The 18,708-nt window shown below is 42.6% G+C and carries 18 protein-coding genes; 2 read left to right on the forward strand and 16 right to left on the reverse strand.

Annotated features, from left to right (window positions below; all coding sequences use genetic code 11):
* Positions 1-192: 192 nt before the first annotated feature.
* The 5 genes from BMW61_RS13195 to BMW61_RS13215 all read right to left on the reverse strand — a co-directional run bounded on the left by BMW61_RS13195 (position 193) and on the right by BMW61_RS13215 (position 4,279).
* The gene (locus BMW61_RS13195; RefSeq protein ID WP_022763268.1) at positions 193-582 is read right to left on the reverse strand and encodes a DUF4342 domain-containing protein; all 390 of its coding nucleotides are present in this window, start codon (positions 580-582) and stop codon (positions 193-195) included.
* 54 nt (positions 583-636) lie between these two features.
* Positions 637-942: a PspC domain-containing protein gene (locus BMW61_RS23070; protein ID WP_081646804.1), complete on the reverse strand. Its 306-nt coding sequence runs from the start codon at positions 940-942 to the stop codon at positions 637-639.
* Positions 943-1,112: 170 nt separating this feature from the next.
* Positions 1,113-1,787, reverse strand: coding sequence for a vWA domain-containing protein (locus BMW61_RS13205; protein ID WP_026498589.1), 675 nt, complete (start codon positions 1,785-1,787; stop codon positions 1,113-1,115).
* A 591-nt stretch (positions 1,788-2,378) separates the two neighbouring features.
* Positions 2,379-3,584 carry a macro domain-containing protein gene (locus BMW61_RS13210; protein WP_091822734.1) on the reverse strand — a complete coding sequence of 402 codons (1,206 nt, stop codon included), beginning with the start codon at positions 3,582-3,584 and terminating at the stop codon, positions 2,379-2,381.
* 17 nt (positions 3,585-3,601) lie between these two features.
* Entirely contained in the window at positions 3,602-4,279 is a 678-nt protein-coding gene (locus tag BMW61_RS13215) for a hypothetical protein (protein ID WP_091822737.1), read from the reverse strand.
* 119 nt (positions 4,280-4,398) lie between these two features.
* Here BMW61_RS13215 and BMW61_RS13220 point away from each other — a divergent pair, with 119 nt between their 5' ends.
* On the forward strand, positions 4,399-5,151 hold the full coding sequence (locus BMW61_RS13220; RefSeq protein ID WP_091822740.1) for a metallophosphoesterase: 753 nt from the start codon (positions 4,399-4,401) through the stop codon (positions 5,149-5,151).
* 56 nt (positions 5,152-5,207) lie between these two features.
* On the opposite strand, the gene BMW61_RS13225 is transcribed toward BMW61_RS13220, so the two are convergent.
* On the reverse strand, positions 5,208-6,296 hold the full coding sequence (locus BMW61_RS13225) for an ankyrin repeat domain-containing protein (RefSeq protein WP_091822742.1): 1,089 nt from the start codon (positions 6,294-6,296) through the stop codon (positions 5,208-5,210).
* A gap of 294 nt (positions 6,297-6,590) precedes the next feature.
* On the opposite strand from BMW61_RS13225, the gene BMW61_RS13230 reads away from it, so the two are divergent.
* Positions 6,591-8,399 carry an Ig-like domain-containing protein gene (locus tag BMW61_RS13230; protein WP_175475203.1) on the forward strand — a complete coding sequence of 603 codons (1,809 nt, stop codon included), beginning with the start codon at positions 6,591-6,593 and terminating at the stop codon, positions 8,397-8,399.
* Positions 8,400-9,151: 752 nt separating this feature from the next.
* Here BMW61_RS13230 and BMW61_RS13235 read toward each other — a convergent pair.
* The 10 genes from BMW61_RS13235 to BMW61_RS13280 form a co-directional block, all read right to left on the reverse strand.
* The gene (locus tag BMW61_RS13235) at positions 9,152-11,497 is read right to left on the reverse strand and encodes a glycoside hydrolase family 95 protein (RefSeq protein WP_175475204.1); all 2,346 of its coding nucleotides are present in this window, start codon (positions 11,495-11,497) and stop codon (positions 9,152-9,154) included.
* Between the two features lie 127 nt (positions 11,498-11,624).
* Positions 11,625-12,317 carry an SGNH/GDSL hydrolase family protein gene (locus BMW61_RS13240; RefSeq protein WP_091822750.1) on the reverse strand — a complete coding sequence of 231 codons (693 nt, stop codon included), beginning with the start codon at positions 12,315-12,317 and terminating at the stop codon, positions 11,625-11,627.
* Between the two features lie 196 nt (positions 12,318-12,513).
* Positions 12,514-12,747: a purine biosynthesis protein PurH gene (locus tag BMW61_RS13245; protein WP_091822752.1), complete on the reverse strand. Its 234-nt coding sequence runs from the start codon at positions 12,745-12,747 to the stop codon at positions 12,514-12,516.
* Positions 12,748-12,760: 13 nt separating this feature from the next.
* Entirely contained in the window at positions 12,761-13,756 is a 996-nt protein-coding gene (locus BMW61_RS13250; RefSeq protein ID WP_091822755.1) for a DUF4003 family protein, read from the reverse strand.
* 48 nt (positions 13,757-13,804) lie between these two features.
* Complete coding sequence (locus BMW61_RS13255) at positions 13,805-14,287, reverse strand: flavodoxin family protein (protein ID WP_091822757.1); 483 nt, start codon at positions 14,285-14,287, stop codon at positions 13,805-13,807.
* A 49-nt stretch (positions 14,288-14,336) separates the two neighbouring features.
* Positions 14,337-15,224, reverse strand: coding sequence for a J domain-containing protein (locus BMW61_RS13260; protein WP_091822760.1), 888 nt, complete (start codon positions 15,222-15,224; stop codon positions 14,337-14,339).
* A gap of 30 nt (positions 15,225-15,254) precedes the next feature.
* On the reverse strand, positions 15,255-16,622 hold the full coding sequence (locus BMW61_RS13265; protein WP_091822763.1) for a hypothetical protein: 1,368 nt from the start codon (positions 16,620-16,622) through the stop codon (positions 15,255-15,257).
* Between the two features lie 58 nt (positions 16,623-16,680).
* On the reverse strand, positions 16,681-17,238 hold the full coding sequence (locus BMW61_RS13270) for a chromate transporter (RefSeq protein WP_091822766.1): 558 nt from the start codon (positions 17,236-17,238) through the stop codon (positions 16,681-16,683).
* Positions 17,235-17,804, reverse strand: a complete 570-nt coding sequence (locus BMW61_RS13275; protein WP_022762796.1) for a chromate transporter — start codon at positions 17,802-17,804, stop codon at positions 17,235-17,237. Before BMW61_RS13275 ends, BMW61_RS13270 begins: the two co-directional genes overlap by 4 nt.
* Positions 17,794-18,687: a DMT family transporter gene (locus tag BMW61_RS13280; RefSeq protein WP_022762797.1), complete on the reverse strand. Its 894-nt coding sequence runs from the start codon at positions 18,685-18,687 to the stop codon at positions 17,794-17,796. Before BMW61_RS13280 ends, BMW61_RS13275 begins: the two co-directional genes overlap by 11 nt.
* Positions 18,688-18,708 lie beyond the last annotated feature (21 nt).

The raw sequence follows: 18,708 nt of genomic DNA on the forward strand, positions 1-18,708 counted from the left end.
CGCATAAGAAACTGTGCAAAATCCCACAATTAATTATATAAGTCGAATAAATAGCAAACAATCGCATTTGATTACCACAATATTAAGTTTTTGGAAAAAAACATTAAATTCTTTAAGACAAAAAAATCCCCGAAGTATTATGATCAGAAACGACCGGAGACTTCGGGGAAAAAGTGGGTATTATTCAGTTTTTTACTTGATCTCATTGGTTGTGCCGTCTTTCTTCACAACCATAAGCTTGCAGCCAAGACCGAATGCTGCAACACTGCCGGCGATAAGAGCCCAGGGAGCTGCTGCCAGTCCGAGGATACCGCCGATGATTCCTACGTTTACGGGAACGCTAAGGACAATCTCGTCATCCTTCTTAACCTGGATTCTGTCAACATTGCCTTCCTCAACGGTCTTCTTAAGCTTATCCATGAGGTTCTTAACATCCTCACCGATGTCCTTTGTCTGAGGCTGGATGAGCTTTACAGCTTCGTCCACATTGCCTTCTGTCTTCTCAAGAGCTTCCTTAGCTGTCTTGTATTCAACTCCTGTAAGATCCATTACCTTTTCAATTGCTTCGAGTGTTATGTTCATGTGTTACTCCTTTCTGCACTACTCTAACAAAACTTAATATATTTGCATCTATGATTATCGGTAGATTTCTTCCTTAACTCCGTCGTTAATTCTGAAACCGACCGGTTCTGCATTGACATAGGTCTTCTCTTCAATGTTCTTGTTTTCAAAATTTATATGACCGTCTTCAATGTAATCAGGAGCATCGCTCATTATGAAAGCAAGTATGATATAAACTGCAATGCTGGTTCCCCAGGCAAATGCGAGAACGCCCCAGATAAGCCTTACTATAAAAGGATCAATTCCAAAGTACTCTGCAAGGCCGCCGCATACGCCACAGATCTTACGATTGTTACTCTTATATAATCTCTTTCCACCCATGATTTTCAACCTTTCTCCTGATTACGAATCAGAAACCAAACTGTTCATTTGTTTATATAACGAATATAATCCACAAATGTCTTCAGATAAATTCAAAATAATGCAAAAAATTATTTCATATTTTTCCTTTTTGGAGTTTTTTGTGTGCGAAAAGGGATTTTTCTTCCTGATTATTTTCTTCCGCGCTTCTTATAATCCCTGTCTATCTCTTCATTCCAACCGCTCTGAGCAAGGCAGCATTCCATATCGCAGTCATCCTCTGCCATCATAACCGCGCTTACAGCCTTGGATACTCCGGCAAATACTGTCGCTGTACCCATCTCGTCGCATACATAATTGGCGGTCCTGTCTCTCCTGATTCCAAAGCGATCAGCCTCCGCATAAGCATCGATATTTGCTCCGATGAAAATGAACTCCCAGCCATATTTCTCCTGCTCCTGCTTAATCATCTTCTTAACCTTGCTGTAGGAGTACTTTCTGCTGGCATTCTCCATTCCGTCTGTTGTGATTATGAAAATAGTCTTTTCGGGTCTGTCCTCTTTTCTCGCATACTTATGAATGGTTGCTATGTGATGAATCGCTCCGCCCACTGCATCGAGAAGAGCTGTGCATCCGCGAACGTAGTACTGCTTCTCGGTCATCTTCTTTATGTGGTCGATCGGAATTCTGTCATGAAGGACCTCGCACTCATCATCAAAAAGTACTGTAGAAACCAGCGCCTTCTCTCCGGTCTTCTTCTGCTTATCCATCATGGAATTGAACCCGCCTATTGTATCTGCCTCAAGCCCTGACATCGATCCGCTTCTATCCAAGATATAAACTATTTCTGTTAATCCTTTACTCATAATCTTTACCTCCGTTTGTATTATTGGTTTTCTGTTCTTGTAACCACATAATACCTTCCGGCAAAAAGAAAATGGTCAACCCGAAGGCGACCATGAAAAAATTTCGCGCACCCAAGGGGCCTGCCCACCGGGCTCAGACTGTATGCTCATTTTCACCGTCAATTGGCGAAGAACATTCATCAGGTCCTTTGTTTTCTTTATTTCATACGTGGGGCAAAACTCAAGAATGTTTGTAAAAGCCACTAACGTCCTTAAGACTCTTTTGCAATTTATCCTGAGCTTTGAATTTTCTTATGCTCACAAAGCAGATTTTAAAGTGCATGCGAGATAACGAGCTTTGAAAAAGCGATTATATCGAGCATGCACTATAAAAGAAATCTGCGTGAGCATTAGAAAATTCAAGCGAGTGGATATAGAAGCAAAAAGTCTTAAGGACGTAAGTGGCTCTAAACAAACATCTTTCAAACAGGTTGCCCCACGCATGATGACAAACAAAGGACCTGATGAATTTCGCCAAGATGACGGTTCATCTGAGCATACAGTCTGAGCCCGGTGGGCAGGCCCCTTGGGTGCGCGGAATTTTGTCTTCGATCAGGAGAGCGGATCGAGGCCGTACTCGTAGAGGACTATGTCGATTCGCATTACGTTGTATTCTTGTTTGCGGATGAAGTACTCCACCACTGCGTCTGTCTGTGATATCGGAGACATCGCGTAGCCGGCGAGTCGAAGGAAATCCACGGTTTCGTCCATGTTGAGATGAAGACCGACCGCAAGTGCTAGCATCTTCTCCTTGGAGGGATTTACCTTGTCCTTAAGAAGCTTTGAAAAATACTGCTTGGACATGTTGGCTGCAGCATAGACTTCCGAATTCTTGAGGCCCTTCTTATTTATCAGCTGCTGGAGGTGCTCCCCGAAGGAATCCTTGTACATACTCTTTAAAGTATCCTCCAGGCTCATCATCGGCATAGCAGCTTCGCTAGTAGACATCTGCATCGCCTGCGCCGCAGGTGCAGACAGCTTGGATGCTCCTGCCATATCGGATTTCTTGAAGATGCTGCCGAGTTTCTTAATAGGATTAATATTATCGTCTTTTTTCGGTAATTCCTCTTTGATTATAATTTCATCGATTGACTCTTCATCGGAATCATCTATATAGAGGTCTTCATCAGATTCCTCCTCGGAAAAATCTTCATCCGCGAAAGAACTACCCTGTGTATAGATTGCCTCAATTTTCCAATCGCGGGCATACTCATCGCTCTCGGCTTCCTCCACATATCTGTCGCTTATAAAGCTGTCGACATCCTCAAACAGCTCTCCCGAGATTCGAAACGCCTCTTCCCCGAAAACCACGAGAGTTATTTCCATCTCATGTTCTTCCAGGAAATCCTTGAACGCATCGGTAGCAATTTTAATCCCAAGTTCCTTAGGGAATCTGTAGGTGCCTGTAGCCAGGAGCGGGTACGCTATGGAGTTGCAGCCTCTCTCAGCCGCCTCAAGAAGTGACTTATCATAGCACTTTCTTAAAAGCTCCGGTTCTCCCTCATCTCCGCCTTCCCACCAGGGACTGCTGACATGAATGATGTACTTCGCATTAAGATTGAATGCAGGCGTCACTCCCACTTCACCGGGCTCCAGGACTCCGATTTTCTCCCTCTCCGCAAGAAGCGCATCCCTGCCTGCTGCCTCATAAATCGCATAGTCAACGCCATCTCCGATTGCAACGTCAGGATTGGCGGTGTTCACTATCGCATCTGCTTTTATCTTAGTTATATCATCACGAACTATCTTAAAAGGCATATCCCCTCCTATGCTCCTTAAGCTAAATTATTCAGGATTTTCCCAACCTCTTCATCGCCGGTCAGGTCATAGACCATCCTGTAACAGTCAATCGCCTGCTCTTCTCTTCCTGCGCCTATCGCCTCTTCGGCCGCTTTATATAAAAGCGCAAGCGTAATGGGATTCGCCTCCGTCGGGATATTGTTGTCCTTCAAAAGCTGCTGAATCTCCTCAAGACTCTTATCCCCTACCGGCTTCCCTACAGCTTTCTCAAGAAATGCTATCTCCGCATCGGCTTGTTCCGTCTTATCAAAATAGTTGCTGTAAAGGTAGCAGGCAGCCGAGACGTCCGGCAAGTATTTTTCAAGATAATACCAGCCAAGGTTCCTGTAATAAGCCGCCAGCTCTGCCCTCGTGCAGCAGAAATTGTAGGAATCCGTCGTGTACGAATACTCGCCCTCGGTATCTCCAAGCTGCTTGCAGCACTGAATTATCCACAAAATTGCTTCCATATCCACCGGGTTTTCAAAGTGCGCCAGAACCCACTCCTGCTGCGCCTTCTTATAATCACCTTCCTGCGCAAGCTCTCTGGCCCGCTCCTTGTGCGGCGCTGCCGTATCCTCCGCGGCGAGCTCATATTCGTTATCCCCGAGGACATAATATTCATATAGAAAAACTTCTGAAATATGCGTTAGACTAACAATATTTTTGCCCATACCTTTTTCCGTTCCTTTTTTTCATAAATTAAGAATATCACAAAAAATGCAAAGCATACCTGCCAAGTTAATGGTATTATGTTATATGAATTGTATGTTATTAAATCACAGGAGAATTTATGGCAACCTATACTGTCTCAGACCTTCACGGACAATATCACATTTTTCAAAAGCTTCTGGAAAAGATCCGGTTTTCAGAGGATGACTTCATGTACGTGCTTGGCGATGCCATAGACAGAGGTCCGGACGGAATTAAGCTTTTGCAGACCATCAAGGATGCGCCGAATATGGAACTTATTATCGGCAACCATGAATTCATGATGCTGAACGCAGTCGCCCCCGATGGCTCTACTGACAATTTTCCGGGAAAAGATGCCGCCTTATGGTTATTCTCAAATGGCGGAGAAATTACTTTTGAGCAATATAAAGGATTGCCGACAGAAGAACGGCAATCCCTTCTCGAATGGCTAAACAGCCGTGTTCTCACAACTTTAGTTGAGGTCAGCGACAAGACCTTTTGCCTGACTCACTCCTATTACAATGTGGGATATATTGATGTTCCTTTTAGGGAAATCGATTACCCCGTAGTGTGGAACATTGTCTGGATGACACCTTACCGCCCGGACATTTTCGTTCCCGTCTCCAACTATACAGAAAACGACTGGCAGTTCATCATCGGTCACGTTCCGGTTCAGCGAATTGCAGGTATAGGCTCCGGCTTTAGCGCTCACCACGAAAAAAATATCACCCTGATTGATGGCGGCTGCGCCTACAGAGGCCACAGTCTCCTCGCCGACAACGAATGCGGAGTCATCTGCCTAAAGCTCGACGACATGGGCGAGACCGCACTCACCTTTGCGGAGTGTGAGTAATAATCTTTATATAAGATATTGCGGCGGCTTTTATTCATAGAATTCAAGCCGTCTCCTTATCCAAAAAGGAATTTTTCATATTCCTCAACTGCCTGCTCATCATTAAGCTTTTTGAATATTTCCAGCTCCTCTTCATCGGACATACCCTCTCTCACATAGACATTGAGATTTAACTTGGGATATAAAGAAAACTCCTCCGTCTTCCTAATCTTTTGCATGACATTTACGCAGGTATCAATGATTTTGCTTTTGTGCTCTTCATGCATATCCTCATACAGATCGTCATCATCGCCGCACCACTCTTCGACGAGATCATAATGTGTTACCAGATCGTTCGACAACTCTTCGAGTTCTTCCCATATCTCCCAATCTTCTTCGTTATATTTGTAATCATTGAACCCGAATCTCCCCGAACCATTTTCAAAGCATTCATTAACCTTGGAATATGTATTTGCAAGTATATCAATAAACGTTGTAAGCTCAGGCTCGTATTTTATGGAAAAAGCATAAATGTCTTCTCTGTCGCTGTACTTTTTAAGTACCTTGCGCATCTCTTCAAAAAGTTTTTCTCCAAAAGCTTCATAGTCAAATTCCGGTTTTTCTGACAACTCTTTGGTAGCCTCTTCCGGTTCCTCGTCTTCCGATGGCTTCCTCCCAAGGTGCTCGTCTAAATAACCTAGTATTTCATTTTTTTCACAGTGGCCGGCATATTCGCAGGCATCCATTTTGGTACCGTCAATGTCATATCTAGGCGAAAGATCTATTCCCTTCTCCACCAAAAACTTTACAACGTCCAGGTGTCCCTCAGCTATTGCTGCAAATAGTGGATTTTCCTTAAAAGTATCCACATATAGTTTGCATCCGTTTTCATACAATAATTTGACTATATCCAGGTATCCGTAATATGCTGCAGGGGCCAAAGCTGTGCTGTTACGATATCCACACTTTTTATTCACATCAATTCCCTGCTCTATAAGAAATTTGGCAATTTCATAATTCCCAAAGTTTGCAGCATAATGCAAAAAGTTCCCCCAAAAAGTGACATCCTCTAAAAAATCACCATTTTCACTTGCCAGTCGTTTGAAGTCATCAACTCTGTTTTGCTGAATTGCAATTCTCATCTTTTTATTTGTTTGTTCGTCCATTTAACGTTCCCTCTTTCTCCGATTTTTTAACTCCCTCTTCCGGATATAATCTCATCCATAACTCAAACGGATACACGATTAGCTACTAATTAATAGATTATATAGCACTACTTCAGGTAAAGTTAACCCTTTGAAATTAAAAACATTTTTTAATCATAAAAATGTTTTTCGCACTGGCGCTGACTAAAATGTGGATGTATAATTTTACATTGAAAAATGAGAAAAGTTTAGTGTTATAAGTAGTCTGCATCATAGCAATTCTCTTATAGCCAAATGTTCGGGGGTAAAGTCTTCATGAAAAAATCAAAATTTTTGACCGCTGTTCTATCCTTGATAGTTACAGTATCAGCAAGCACATTTCCTGCTTCGGCAAGTACCTATGTTATTGCCAACATACCGGAAAACGCCATAACTTTTGGTAATCATCAATACGCTCTTTACAATGTGGGAAAAAAGTGGGATGAAGCCAAAGAAGCCTGTGAAAAAGAGGGCGGCCATCTTCTTACCATCAATTCAAAGGAAGAACAGGATTTTGTTCAATCTCTTATTGAACAGAAGGGCACGCGAAACAGCTACTGGCTAGGTGGCAAAAGATCCGAAAATAATTCCGACAGATGGGAGTGGATTACCGGTGAAAGCTTCAGTTATACAAACTGGGGTGCCCGTCAGCCTGACAACCATTACGGTGAAGATTACCTGATGATATACAAAAACAGGAATCCCAATAGTAGCGTTGATGCTCCTTTCACATGGAATGATTTGTGTGCGGAAGGAACATTCGGATCAGAGAGTTTTTTTGGTCTTGATAATTTCGGATATATTTGCGAATGGGAAAGCGATTTACCGGAGGAAGGTAATTCATCATCATTTCCGCAGGAGTGTTTTGTATTTCAGGGCAATGGTAACACGCATTGTGTAATGACCTCTGCGACTATGATGTATAAGCACTATCTGTACCTTGCCAAGAATAATTCATACAAAAATATCACTAAGGAATCCGTCAATGCTCAGGGCGTAGAACAGCAAGGCGTACATGCAGGTGATTTAAAGAACACTTTCACCTACAGGGTTGATAATATTTCTTTTTCCACTGCCAGTAAAAAAAGCCCAAGCAAAGATGAGCTGATTGACTATTTGAAGAGCCATCCCGAAGGAATAGTACTTTATGGATGGCGCACAAATAATGGTAATGTCCAGCATGCAGTATTACTTACAAAGTATTCAAATGGTGAATTTTACTGTGTTGACCCCGGAAAATCAACGTTCCAGGAAGTAAAGCTCCGAGACAGTTCTTTAGCAACCTCAAGATATTTTGGAAGTTATGATAATATCTTTACGGATAAAACCACAATCAAGATCTGGTTTATTAAGAGTACAAATACAATAACCAGCGTAACCGGAGTAGATCTCTCTCATACACGCGTTTCACTTGCAGAAGGCGATACATTCCAGTTAACAGCTTCAGTAAAACCGGCTAACGCAAGTAACAAAAATGTAAACTGGCATTCTTCCAGTGACTATGTAGTATCAGTAGATACTAACGGTTTACTTACAGCCCATAACGCCGGTACAGCTACTATTTCTGTAACAACTGAGGAGCGAGAAATATGCTCTACCTGTAACATTACGGTGTTTAAGAAAGTTCATGCAGAAGAATATCCGAAGGAACATATAGCAGACGGGGTTAAATATCATATCATAAATGATTCTGAAGCTCATGTTGTTGGATATGTAACTAAAAAGAAAAGCTATACTATACCCGATACCATAACAAAAGCAGGTCTCGAATACAGAGTAACAGCTGTTGAAGAAAATGCATTTAAATCGAATAATAAGATAAAGAGTATCTCTCTTGGTAAAAACATCACATCTATAGGTAAGAATGCCTTTTATAAATGTTCAGCCTTGAGTTCAATAAAAATATCATCTTCCGAATTAAATGCAGTTGGAAAAAATGCATTCAAGAAGATTTCTCTTATTCCAACATTCAAAGTTCCTGCAAAGACAAAAAGCAAGTACAAAAAGCTGTTTAAAAAAGCAGGCGCTCCAGGTGCTTCAATCTACAAAGAAACTAAATCAAAAAAATCAAAATCAAAGAAATAATGAACAAAAACAAGCCCTTTACCCGCCATTGTGGTAAAGAGCTTGCTTTATATTTGATATCTCTTGATATCTCCCCCTCAAATAGAACCGCAGGACATGAGCCTTCGCGCCGGTAAAGCCTCGCTGCCTTTGCTGCTCCTGTCTTATGTTCTGATCACATTCTACTCCGGGAAATATCACACAATTATCACACAATATATGTCCGCATTTTCGCCCTGATTTTATCCAGGGATCTGTGTTTTCTAATCTTCTTTAAAAAACACAGATTCATTTTGGCTGAGCATCTGTGTTTTGGGAAATTATTCAATTTACACAGATGGATATTATACCTTCCGTCTGTGTTTTTCCTATCTTCTTCAAAAACACAGACACAATCCGGTTGGGCATCTGTGTTTTGGACAATTATTCAATTTCCACAGATAAATACAAAACTCTCCATCTGTGTTTTTCTATTTCTTTTCATAAACACAGATTCGGTCTGGCTAGGCATCTGTGTTTTCAACAACTTTACGATTTTCACAGATGAATACCTCGTACTTCATCTGTGTTCTTACTACTATTCTCAAAAGCACAGATTCAACCTTAAATGCCATCTGTGTTTTCTTCCATTATTCATTTTTCACAGAAAAATCGAAAGCGCACGTAGATGAATTCGTAGGCCAAGCTAATCATCACCGTAATCATCACTAATCATCACTCCCAGCATCTATGCCTGTTCCCAATTCCATCACCTATGCCCACTACCGAATACTTCAAACCCTCACTCGTTCCTCAGTTCCATTAACCAGGACCACGATCTCACCTTCCGGGAAAGGTGCGCCGTCGCGTCTTGTTATATCCCACGAGGTAACCTTCATGTTCTTCCAGGTCATTGACAGCATTAGGCCGCCCCTTAAGCAGACTCCGCTGACACTTCCCTCAGAGAATGCCTTGGGCAGCGCAGGGAGAAGTTTCACATAGCCATCACCTGACTGCACAAGCATCTCCAGCATCGCAGCTGACGCGCCAAGATTACCGTCTATCTGGAACACAGCTCCCGCTCCCAACGGATGATTGTCCATCATATTATCAAAAGTGCTCCTACTAAGAAGGGCCTCCAGATTCTGGTATACCTTCTCTCCCTCCAAGAAGTGCGTCCACAAACCTATAATCCATGCTCTCGACCAGCCGGTGTGACCACCGCCATTCGCAAGCCTTCTCTCAAGAGTAACTCTCGCAGCCTTCATAAGTTCGGGTGTCTTCTCATAGGAAATCGTGGTTCCGGGATATACCCCATAGAGATGGGAGATATGCCTGTGTCCGGGCTCCTGCTCATCGTAATCCTCCATCCACTCCTGGATCTGTCCGTGCTTTCCGATCTTGATCGGAGGCAGCTTCTTAAGGATAACCCTCGCCCTATCAGCAACCCCACTAAAATCTATAGCTTCACAGCTATCGAGTGCTCCAGAATCAGCCGCTTCACCATTACCAGCCGTCTTAGAATCAGCCTCTTCACCTGAGCCATCAATCTCAGAATCTACTCCCAGCACCTCACAGGACTTCAGGAAATTCCCAAGAAGCTCCATCAGAATCTCAATATCCATTGTCGCGCCTTCGCAGAGGCACCCTCTCGTTCCATCCTTCATAATATAGACATTTTCAGGTGAAACCGAAGGCGACGTCACAAGCTCGCCCTTCTCATTTTCAATCAAAAAGTCATCGAAGAACCTCACGCACTCCGCCATGATGTCCAGGTTTTCACCAAGGAACTCCTTATCCCCCGTGAAAACATAATGCTCCCAGATATGAGTTGAAAGCCACGCGAGTCCCATAACCCAGAAACTTGCCGGGATATAGTGATCCTGCGGCGCCGTATCTGCGAAAATATCGGTATTGTGGTGTGCAACCGAGCCGCTGCAGTCGTACATCTGCCTTGCAGTTTTCCTGCCGTTCTCGCAAACTCTCCTAAGGAGCCCAAAATACGGCAGATGGCACTCCGACAGATTTCCGCTCTCAGCGAGCCAGTAATTCATTTCTGTATTGATATTGATCGTGAATTTGCTGTCCCAGGGCGGAGTAAGGCTCGCATTCCATATCCCCTGCAGATTCGCAGGAAGACAGTCTCCCCTGCTTGATGAAAAAAGCAAATACCTACCGTACTGGAAATACAGCGCAAACAAATCGGGATCCTTCTTGCCGGTTCGAAGTCCGGCAATTCTTTTATCAGTTGGCTTTGAGCGCTTATCCTTCGCCTTTTCCGAGCCAAGCTCCAGGGAAAGCCCAAGGAAATTCTCCCTGTAATCCGCAACATGAGCAGCCCTAAGTTCATCCCAGCTCTTCCCACTAACAAGTTCTAAGTTCTTCTCCCCGGCAGTGAGCCAGTCCTCGTTATAGAATCCGGTTTGAATATCTATAAGCAGATCCGCCTCGGCAGCGTCTTTTACAACAAGATGCTCACCTATGGTATCCACGGATCCGCCGGTCACTCTGGCCTTAAGCCGCACAGCAAAAGGGATTCCGGTGCCTGTAACCACCTCGAATCCTATCTCATCCCCGTTTCCCCAGACTCTGTCCAGCCTGTGGTTACACCTGTCGAGCCTGCAGGTAAAACTGAGCTTTCCCTCATCGGCTTCAAGATGATAGCACATGATCTTATCAGGGAAAGACGCTATGAACTGCCTGGTAAACTTAGCGCCGTTCTCACCAAAAACTGATGCCCCACTCTCGTAGGAAACCGATGCGATGCCGGTTTCAAGATCAAGCTCTCGCCTGAAATTTTTATAATCAGAACTCTTCTCGAAATTAATTATGACCTCGCCCGCGGGCTCATAGGAACGCTCCGAATTGGGCGTACCTGAAAGCGCCATAAGAGATAACTTCTCCGCTTCTGGAATCCTGCCCTCTCTGATAAGCTTCCTGATTTCTCCCAGATACTTCAAAGCATCCTTGTTGATTCTGTTTGCAGGGCCGCCGCTCCAGATACTGTCCTCGTTCAGGTGAATTATCTCCTGCTCTGCGCCGCCTCTAATCATCGCCCCCATTCTTCCATTTCCCACAGGGAGGGCTTCTTCCCACTTAGTTGCGGGCTGTTCATACCATAAACTCATCTTTTCATTCATAAGCTCTTCTCTTCCGCAGTCATATTTTAAGGAAAAATTTTCCATTCAATAAAAAGAAATCCCACTAACATACACTTAGATTATATCAATGGGAATGCTAATGGGATAGCTGTTTTTCAATATAAAATTATCTGTTTTCAACCTTCTTGCTGATCTGCTTAACTGTGTAATTCCACAGGTCAACCGTCGGATTGGGAACGTAATGAACACCGTTATTGTCCCTTGCTCTTATGTGATTCTTGGTATAAGAATACAAATCGATAGTTTGCACATGATTCTTTTTTGCCCATCTTGTCAGCTCTTTATTGTAGCTTTGCATAATGCCGTTGTTGTAATAAAGGATATCGCCGATATCTCCGAGCTTTCGATCATCCGAGTAACCAATCGTACACAGAACAAGATTCACACCCTTTTTCTTGTTCAGCTTTTTGTAATATGAAGAGTACTTCTTGAAATTACCGCGATCATTCGCGCCCATCCAGGATACGACCAAATCGTAATCGCTCAGATTCACCTTCTTTAAAGTGTTCTTCATATAGCCGAAGCCCGCACCGTCTTTGGCATATACAGTGATGTTGTTGTGCACCTCACCCTTGATCTCATGCCTCTTGGCACTGAACATATCTACGGTTCTCGAATCACCTATGAAAAGTACCTTTACATTACTATCTATACTCGCGCTGATATGCTTCTTTTTTGAAGCAGCCTTAGCCGTAATCGAGAAATCTGCTCCCGCCGATGCAGCAAACCCAAACGCCATAACCAAAAACAGCATAGCTGCAATATATCTTTTGAATTTGAAAAATCTGTATTCCTTCATAACTTTTTTCCTCCCGCTGTAAATCCAGCAATTTCATTTTTGATCTTCTGCTTTATATACAGACGGGGATGGGAAAATGTTGCAGGGAAAATAATATTCCCGGATACCTTGATTGATATAATCTCTTGTATCCGGGAATCACTTATTTTGTGACTTATTTGATTTTAATATTCTTAGCCTTACTGATAAAGCATAATCACATTTTATATCCACAATCCGCTTTTTCCGGCCCATCAACGCCTGACTCATAATGTGCCCTGAATTCCATGTTTATCTCACGGATCTCTTTTATTCCATCGATATATGGCTGGTACATCTCTATGAGCCCGGCGCTGCAGCCATCGCAGGAGCCATTCACGTTGCCGATAGACTCGGCAACGATCCGCTCCCTTTCTTCCCTTGTTGTATCCTTAATTAAAATTGAACTCATTTCTCTGCTCCGTTTAGTTTGAAGAAGATGACGCTGCTGCTGATGACGATGCGATCATTATCGCAACAAGCATTGCTGTCTGTTCTGCGATTATCATTGAAATCGCGCCGCTCGTTACCGAAGCATCTGTAACAGTGCTCTTCTCAGAATATGCACCGGACACCACCATGGCACCAAGCATAAGCTTTGTCTGCTTGTTCATATCGAGCATGCCAAAACCCTTTTTGCCGTCAAAGAATTTCGCAGCTTCCGCCACCTCAGATACCAGTTCACCGGTACTTAAGTTTATGTTGATCAGAGTTCCCAGAGACGCAAGCTCATATTCTTTTCCATACTTTAAGCCTGCTGCCTTAAAGGCATTATAAATTTCAAGGACCTTGTCCCTCTTATCCTCGTAGCTGCCATCAAAAATCGTGAGCACCTGAGTAAGTGAATAAGCGGCATTATCATGAAAAGAGAAGCTCTTCTTTATATAGCCGAAAGCCTCCTCAAGCTCTGTAAGAATTTCTTCCACGCTCTTTTCTGTCATGGCGAGAAGCACTGCAAAACTTGTATCTTCATCAGTAGCAATGAAAGGATGCTTTTTCCTCATGCCCTCCAAAAGGTTATTTGTTTTTTCAATAATGGCATCTGCCTCTGAGAACTTGCCTGCATCACAGATCGACATAGCGGCAAGTACCCTGAATGTTGATCCAAAACATTTCCCCTTCTGGAACTTTTTATATACTTCGATCACCTCATCAATGTATTTCTCGGGATCGCTGCCAAGAGCCATTTTTGTTGATACGATAAGCTCATTATTCCCACGGAAACTTGATAGCGCACCCTGTTTATCCCTCAAAATGCTTCTGCACTCCTTCAGATAATCCACGTCCACCGTCTTTTCCTTTTCAGCAAAAGCCGCTGCGGCAACAGCCTTCAACAGACTGTTCTCAAGCATAAATCCCTCTTGAATAAGATTCCTGTTTTCAACCAGTAACTCACATCTTTTCTGAACTGAATTTTTCATCCTGTCTCCTCCGTTTCTGTCTCGTTCAATGTGTTTGGTTTATTATACTTAATTTAGCTTCTTTGTGAATACATCAAGCGTAAGCCTATTCGCTTCGCTGGGCTTATCCTTGGGGTCTATGAAAATAGCAGTTGCAAAAAACTCTTCTATCCCCAATATACCCTTCAGCTTTGAAAAAGCCTTTTCAGCGCCGGCGCCGCTCTGACATGCGAAGGCAGAGATCCTTTTACCCTTAAGGAGTTGCCCGTTTTCACTGACAAACGTCCTAATAGGAGGTGTGATGTTGCCTGCCCATACAGGAAATCCGATGATAATCTCTTCATAATCATCTGCGACTTCATAAGGTTCAAGTTCCGGCTTCTCAGCCATAACAGCAGATTTTCCTCCCCAGAAAAACTTGGCGAATCCACTTGTGTGATAGCTCTTTTTAGGAATGAGTTTCAAAGTCTCTGCTCCAATGTTCTCTGCGAGCTTCTCTGCAATATATTCCGTGTTTCCTTCAAGTGAATAATAAACAATAAGTCTTTTCATACATCCTCCCTCCTACTTTTTCCGTGTTATTAAAATCTTCTTCCATCTATTACTTCAGTAACCCTTTGATCAGTTCCCCGTTGACTACCGGCTTATCAGTAAGCCCCCGTGGAATAGCCAGCGAGATTGCAACATGAATCCACGTCTTGCCGCGCCTAATCTTATCAATCCCGGTTATAGCCGCGCTCACTTCTATTTCCGGATCCTCAAGCAACGGCAGTATAACATAGTATAACGCATCCTCATCAAAAGAGACATTCCCAAGAATCCTTCCCGAAACCATCTCCTCCGCCACAGCCCTGTCTTCCCTTAGATAGATGTTAAGCGGTGTGTCTGTATTGACTGCGGCTGCTCGGCTATTAGAAGCTTCGTCACTAATAAAACCTGTGAACTGAAAGACTTCATTTTTGCCATCATCACGAAGCTTATTGCCGATTTTCCTCGCAGCATCTGCAGGAAGCACGTATTCCTGCATCATCAGATGAAATATGTTTTTCACCCTTTCCGGGTCAGGCACAACCTGATATTCTGTCATGACTTCCTTGCAGGATTCCAGAACACTTTTTGAAAACAGCGAAAACTCCTCCATATCCGGATCCCATATAAACCTGCCCCTTGCCATCTTGGACAGCGGCAGCGCCTCATCGTATATCCTGAACTGTACATAAATATTCCGCTCAGAGAACGCCTTGCTGTTCTCAAAAGCGTCCCAGGAAAACTCATATTTTTCAATAAAGGTTTCGCCCTCGGATTCCCTGATCTTCCTATAAGCCTCTATGACCTGCCGTATCTTCTCATCATCCTCCGGATTCCTCTCTTTACCGGGAGCAGAATCCGGGTGATATAAAAACAGCAGCCTTTTGTATTTTGCCTTTATCTCACTGTCATCATCAGTTTTTGATGCTCCAAGAATCTTGTACGCTTCTTTCAGAGTCATATACGGATATCTCCTTTGCCGGGATAAAAGTTATTCCTGTTCCTGGTATGCAACTCCTGTTGGATTAAACTCCTGCACTTCACCGCTGCCAAAGAGCGCCTGTTCGTCAAGTTCGAACTTCTTTACAGCATCGTCAGCCTTCTTCGTTGCTTCTTCCACTGATGCGTTTTCTGCCTGCTCTTCCCGAATCTGCTTTATATATTTACAATCATAGTCCAATTGTTTTGACAGATACAGCACACCGGCAAGCTTTAGAACATCACCTGTTTCGAAAGCAAGTTTTGCATTCTCCTCAATCTTCTCTTCGCGGTCAGCTCTTGGATATGTCTTTAGGAGATCCACAGCCATTAGGAAAAATGCCTCATCCACGTCGCAAAGGCAATCAAACAAAAAGTCTATACCTTCCAGATTTTTGGGATGGCCCAAAGCCCTGAGAAGTTCTATTCCATTACAAACGCTAAACTCATTTTTATAACTCTTAAAATCAAGATACTCTGATATAGCAACCTGCCCACGTTTTAAAAGTTCATAGGTCCTGTTAATCTCCTTCTTGGAAAGAACTCTTTCAAAAATCTCCTTGTTGATGCTTCCATCATCAAGAACCGGTACATAGTTTGGTGTCGCAATCTTATCTGCGTAGTTGCTGCTATTGTTTAATATGTTCTTTTCCCACAAATATCTAAGGTGTGCCCAATTAAGCTCGGATAAGCTGTGTGTAAAATTCCCTCCTAAATAAAGAGAATTTCTATACTCTTTTTCTGCTCCGTCAGGCATATCTTCATGGTACGCTCCTCTTTCTTTAAAGAACTTCTCCAATTCCCTATAAACAAATGGAAGCCTTGCAGCCATCGGAAGTTTAATGGTTACACCATCGATAGTATAAAGTTTATTATTGTTTTTGCTATATCCGCAAATCAGATCTATAGGAAGATATCCGCCAAGAATACGCACCCACTTGTCGGTGCTGCTAACAAAAATATGAGATGCCTTTTTTCCATCCTTGAAAACATATTGGTGAAAAGAATCATTTTTTACAATATCTTTCACCTTTGGAGTTCCAAGAACCTTTCCGAAATGCGGGAACTCTCCATATTTTTCCACACTATATGCATTATATGAACGCGGATAAAGACGATCATTATTTGAAGTTCTTTTTTTACGAGGGAGCCTGCCTTTGTAATAAATTAAATAAGTTGGTGCAATTGAACATATGGGTAAAAGAATCCAAAGTGCAATATCTGTCAGGAGCTTTGAGCCGGTTAATTCTTCAATTCCCATACACAAAAATATAGCCAGGAAAAAACCCATTGCTGTGCCACCAAGAAGCACTATTAGCGTAGCAAGTGATTGCAGCGTACGAAAAAGGATATTTCCGAACTTATCAAAAAACTTAAACATAATGCAACCTTCTTAACATAATTATTCTCATACAGTATAGACAAAGAAGTTGAAATACTTAATACACAATCACACCCATCACTGCGGCAATGCAAATCAGTACTATCGGAGATATCCCGGACTTTCTAATTTTTCTTGAGCCAAAGTAGACAGCAGCCAGAGCAGAGCATATCACGGCCGCTCTTAAATCCGGAGAAAAAGACGTTCCCTTAACAATAACGTTCTGAGCGATCATGCTGATCCCCATTGCCAGAATTATTCCCATAATACAAGGCTTCAATCCTCTTAGCACAGCCTGAGCATAGGGATTTTTTAACAACCTCTTGAACATGATCATTATAAGTATGATGATTACAAACGCAGGAAGAACTACTGAGAAAGTCGCGATCAAAGCCCCGGGAATTCCGGCTGTCATGCTGCCTACATATGTAGCCATGTTAACCATAATAGGTCCGGGAGTGCTTTCACTTACAGCAATCATATAGGCAAGCTGCTCATCATCAATCCATCCATAATGCAGAACCACATCCCTTATAAGCGGTATCGCTGCATACGCTCCGCCAAAAGAAAACAGCCCCACTTTCAGAAATCCAAGGAGAAGATCAATATATATCATAAGCTTCGTCCCTCCCTGTTCATATATTTACTTACACAGAAAGCCATAAGACTGCAAATACCTGCAGCAAGCATTAACGTTATTGATGATATCTTTACTGAAAAAAGGTTTACGGACATCATAATTAAAAACGCCGCAATTAACACAAAAATCTGAAATGGTTTCTTTGGCATTTTCCTTATCATCTTAAGGGCCGCATCCAATATCAGTATTCCTACAGCTATCTTTATTCCTTTAAATGCGCTGGCAATCCATGCTATTTCAAGAAAGCTGTCAAGATAGAGCGAAATCAAATAAATAATAATAAAGGACGGAAGGATTACTCCGATTGTAGCGGCTATAGCTCCTATCATCCCCTGCTTCTTATATCCTACATAAGTAGCACAGTTTATCGCTATCGGACCGGGCGTTGATTCAGCGATGACTGTAATATCCATCATCTCATCATGGCTGATCCACTTTTTCTTCTCCACACAGATATCCTGTATAAGTGAGATCATGGCATAGCCACCACCAAAAGTAAAAAGCCCTATTCTTAAAAAAGTGAAAAAAAGTTCAATGGCCATCATACCCTCCATCTTCACTTCTGAGATTATATTTCCATCTAAATATCGCCACGCCGATAATAACTGCATATCCCAAGAATGATAACAGTGTCGGCAATTCTCCGAGAAACAGTACTCCAAGAATTGCTGCAAATATTACCTGTGTATAATCAAATACTGAAATTTCCTTTGCCGGGGCAAACTTATATGCAGATGTTATGCCAAACTGCCCCACCGTCGCTGATAGCCCGGCCATAATCAGACATAATAGCTGCCACGGTTTTAGCATGACAAAATCCATCGCAATAAAGGGAATCGTCACAAGAGTTGAGAACAGAGAAAAGCAGAATACAATTATTGGTGTTCGCTCCCCCTTTTTTCCTAATCTCCGAACAAAAACATATGCCGTTCCCGCACCGAAGCCTCCATACAAACCTACCAGCGCAGGCACAAGCTGCATATTGCTACCGGATGGCCTAACTATTAACATCGCACCAAGAAATGCAATTATGACTGCCAAAATATCTACCTTTTTCGGTTTCTCCCTAAGTATTGGAATCGAAATCAAAATTGCGAAAAACGGAGATAACTTATTAAGCATATTTGCATCTGCAATGTTCAGCTTATCAATTGCATAAAAATTTGCTATCAGACCACTTGTACCAAACAGACATCTGAAGAAAATATCTCCTGCACAGTTTTTCTTTATCCTGATTTTTTCCCCTGACCTAATAAGCAAAAACAGCGATACAACAATGGCAACAGCATTTCTGAAAAATGCCTTTTCCATAGTCGGAACATCTCCTGATATTCTCACAAAGAAAGTCATCAGTGAAAATCCCAACGCCGCAAACAAAATGCAAATTATACCTTTTGATTTATTACTAATTGCTTCGAACCTCATTTTTTCACTGCTCCTCAAAAC

Source organism: Butyrivibrio sp. ob235 (assembly GCF_900109475.1).
Classification (GTDB): Bacteria; Bacillota; Clostridia; order Lachnospirales; family Lachnospiraceae; genus Butyrivibrio.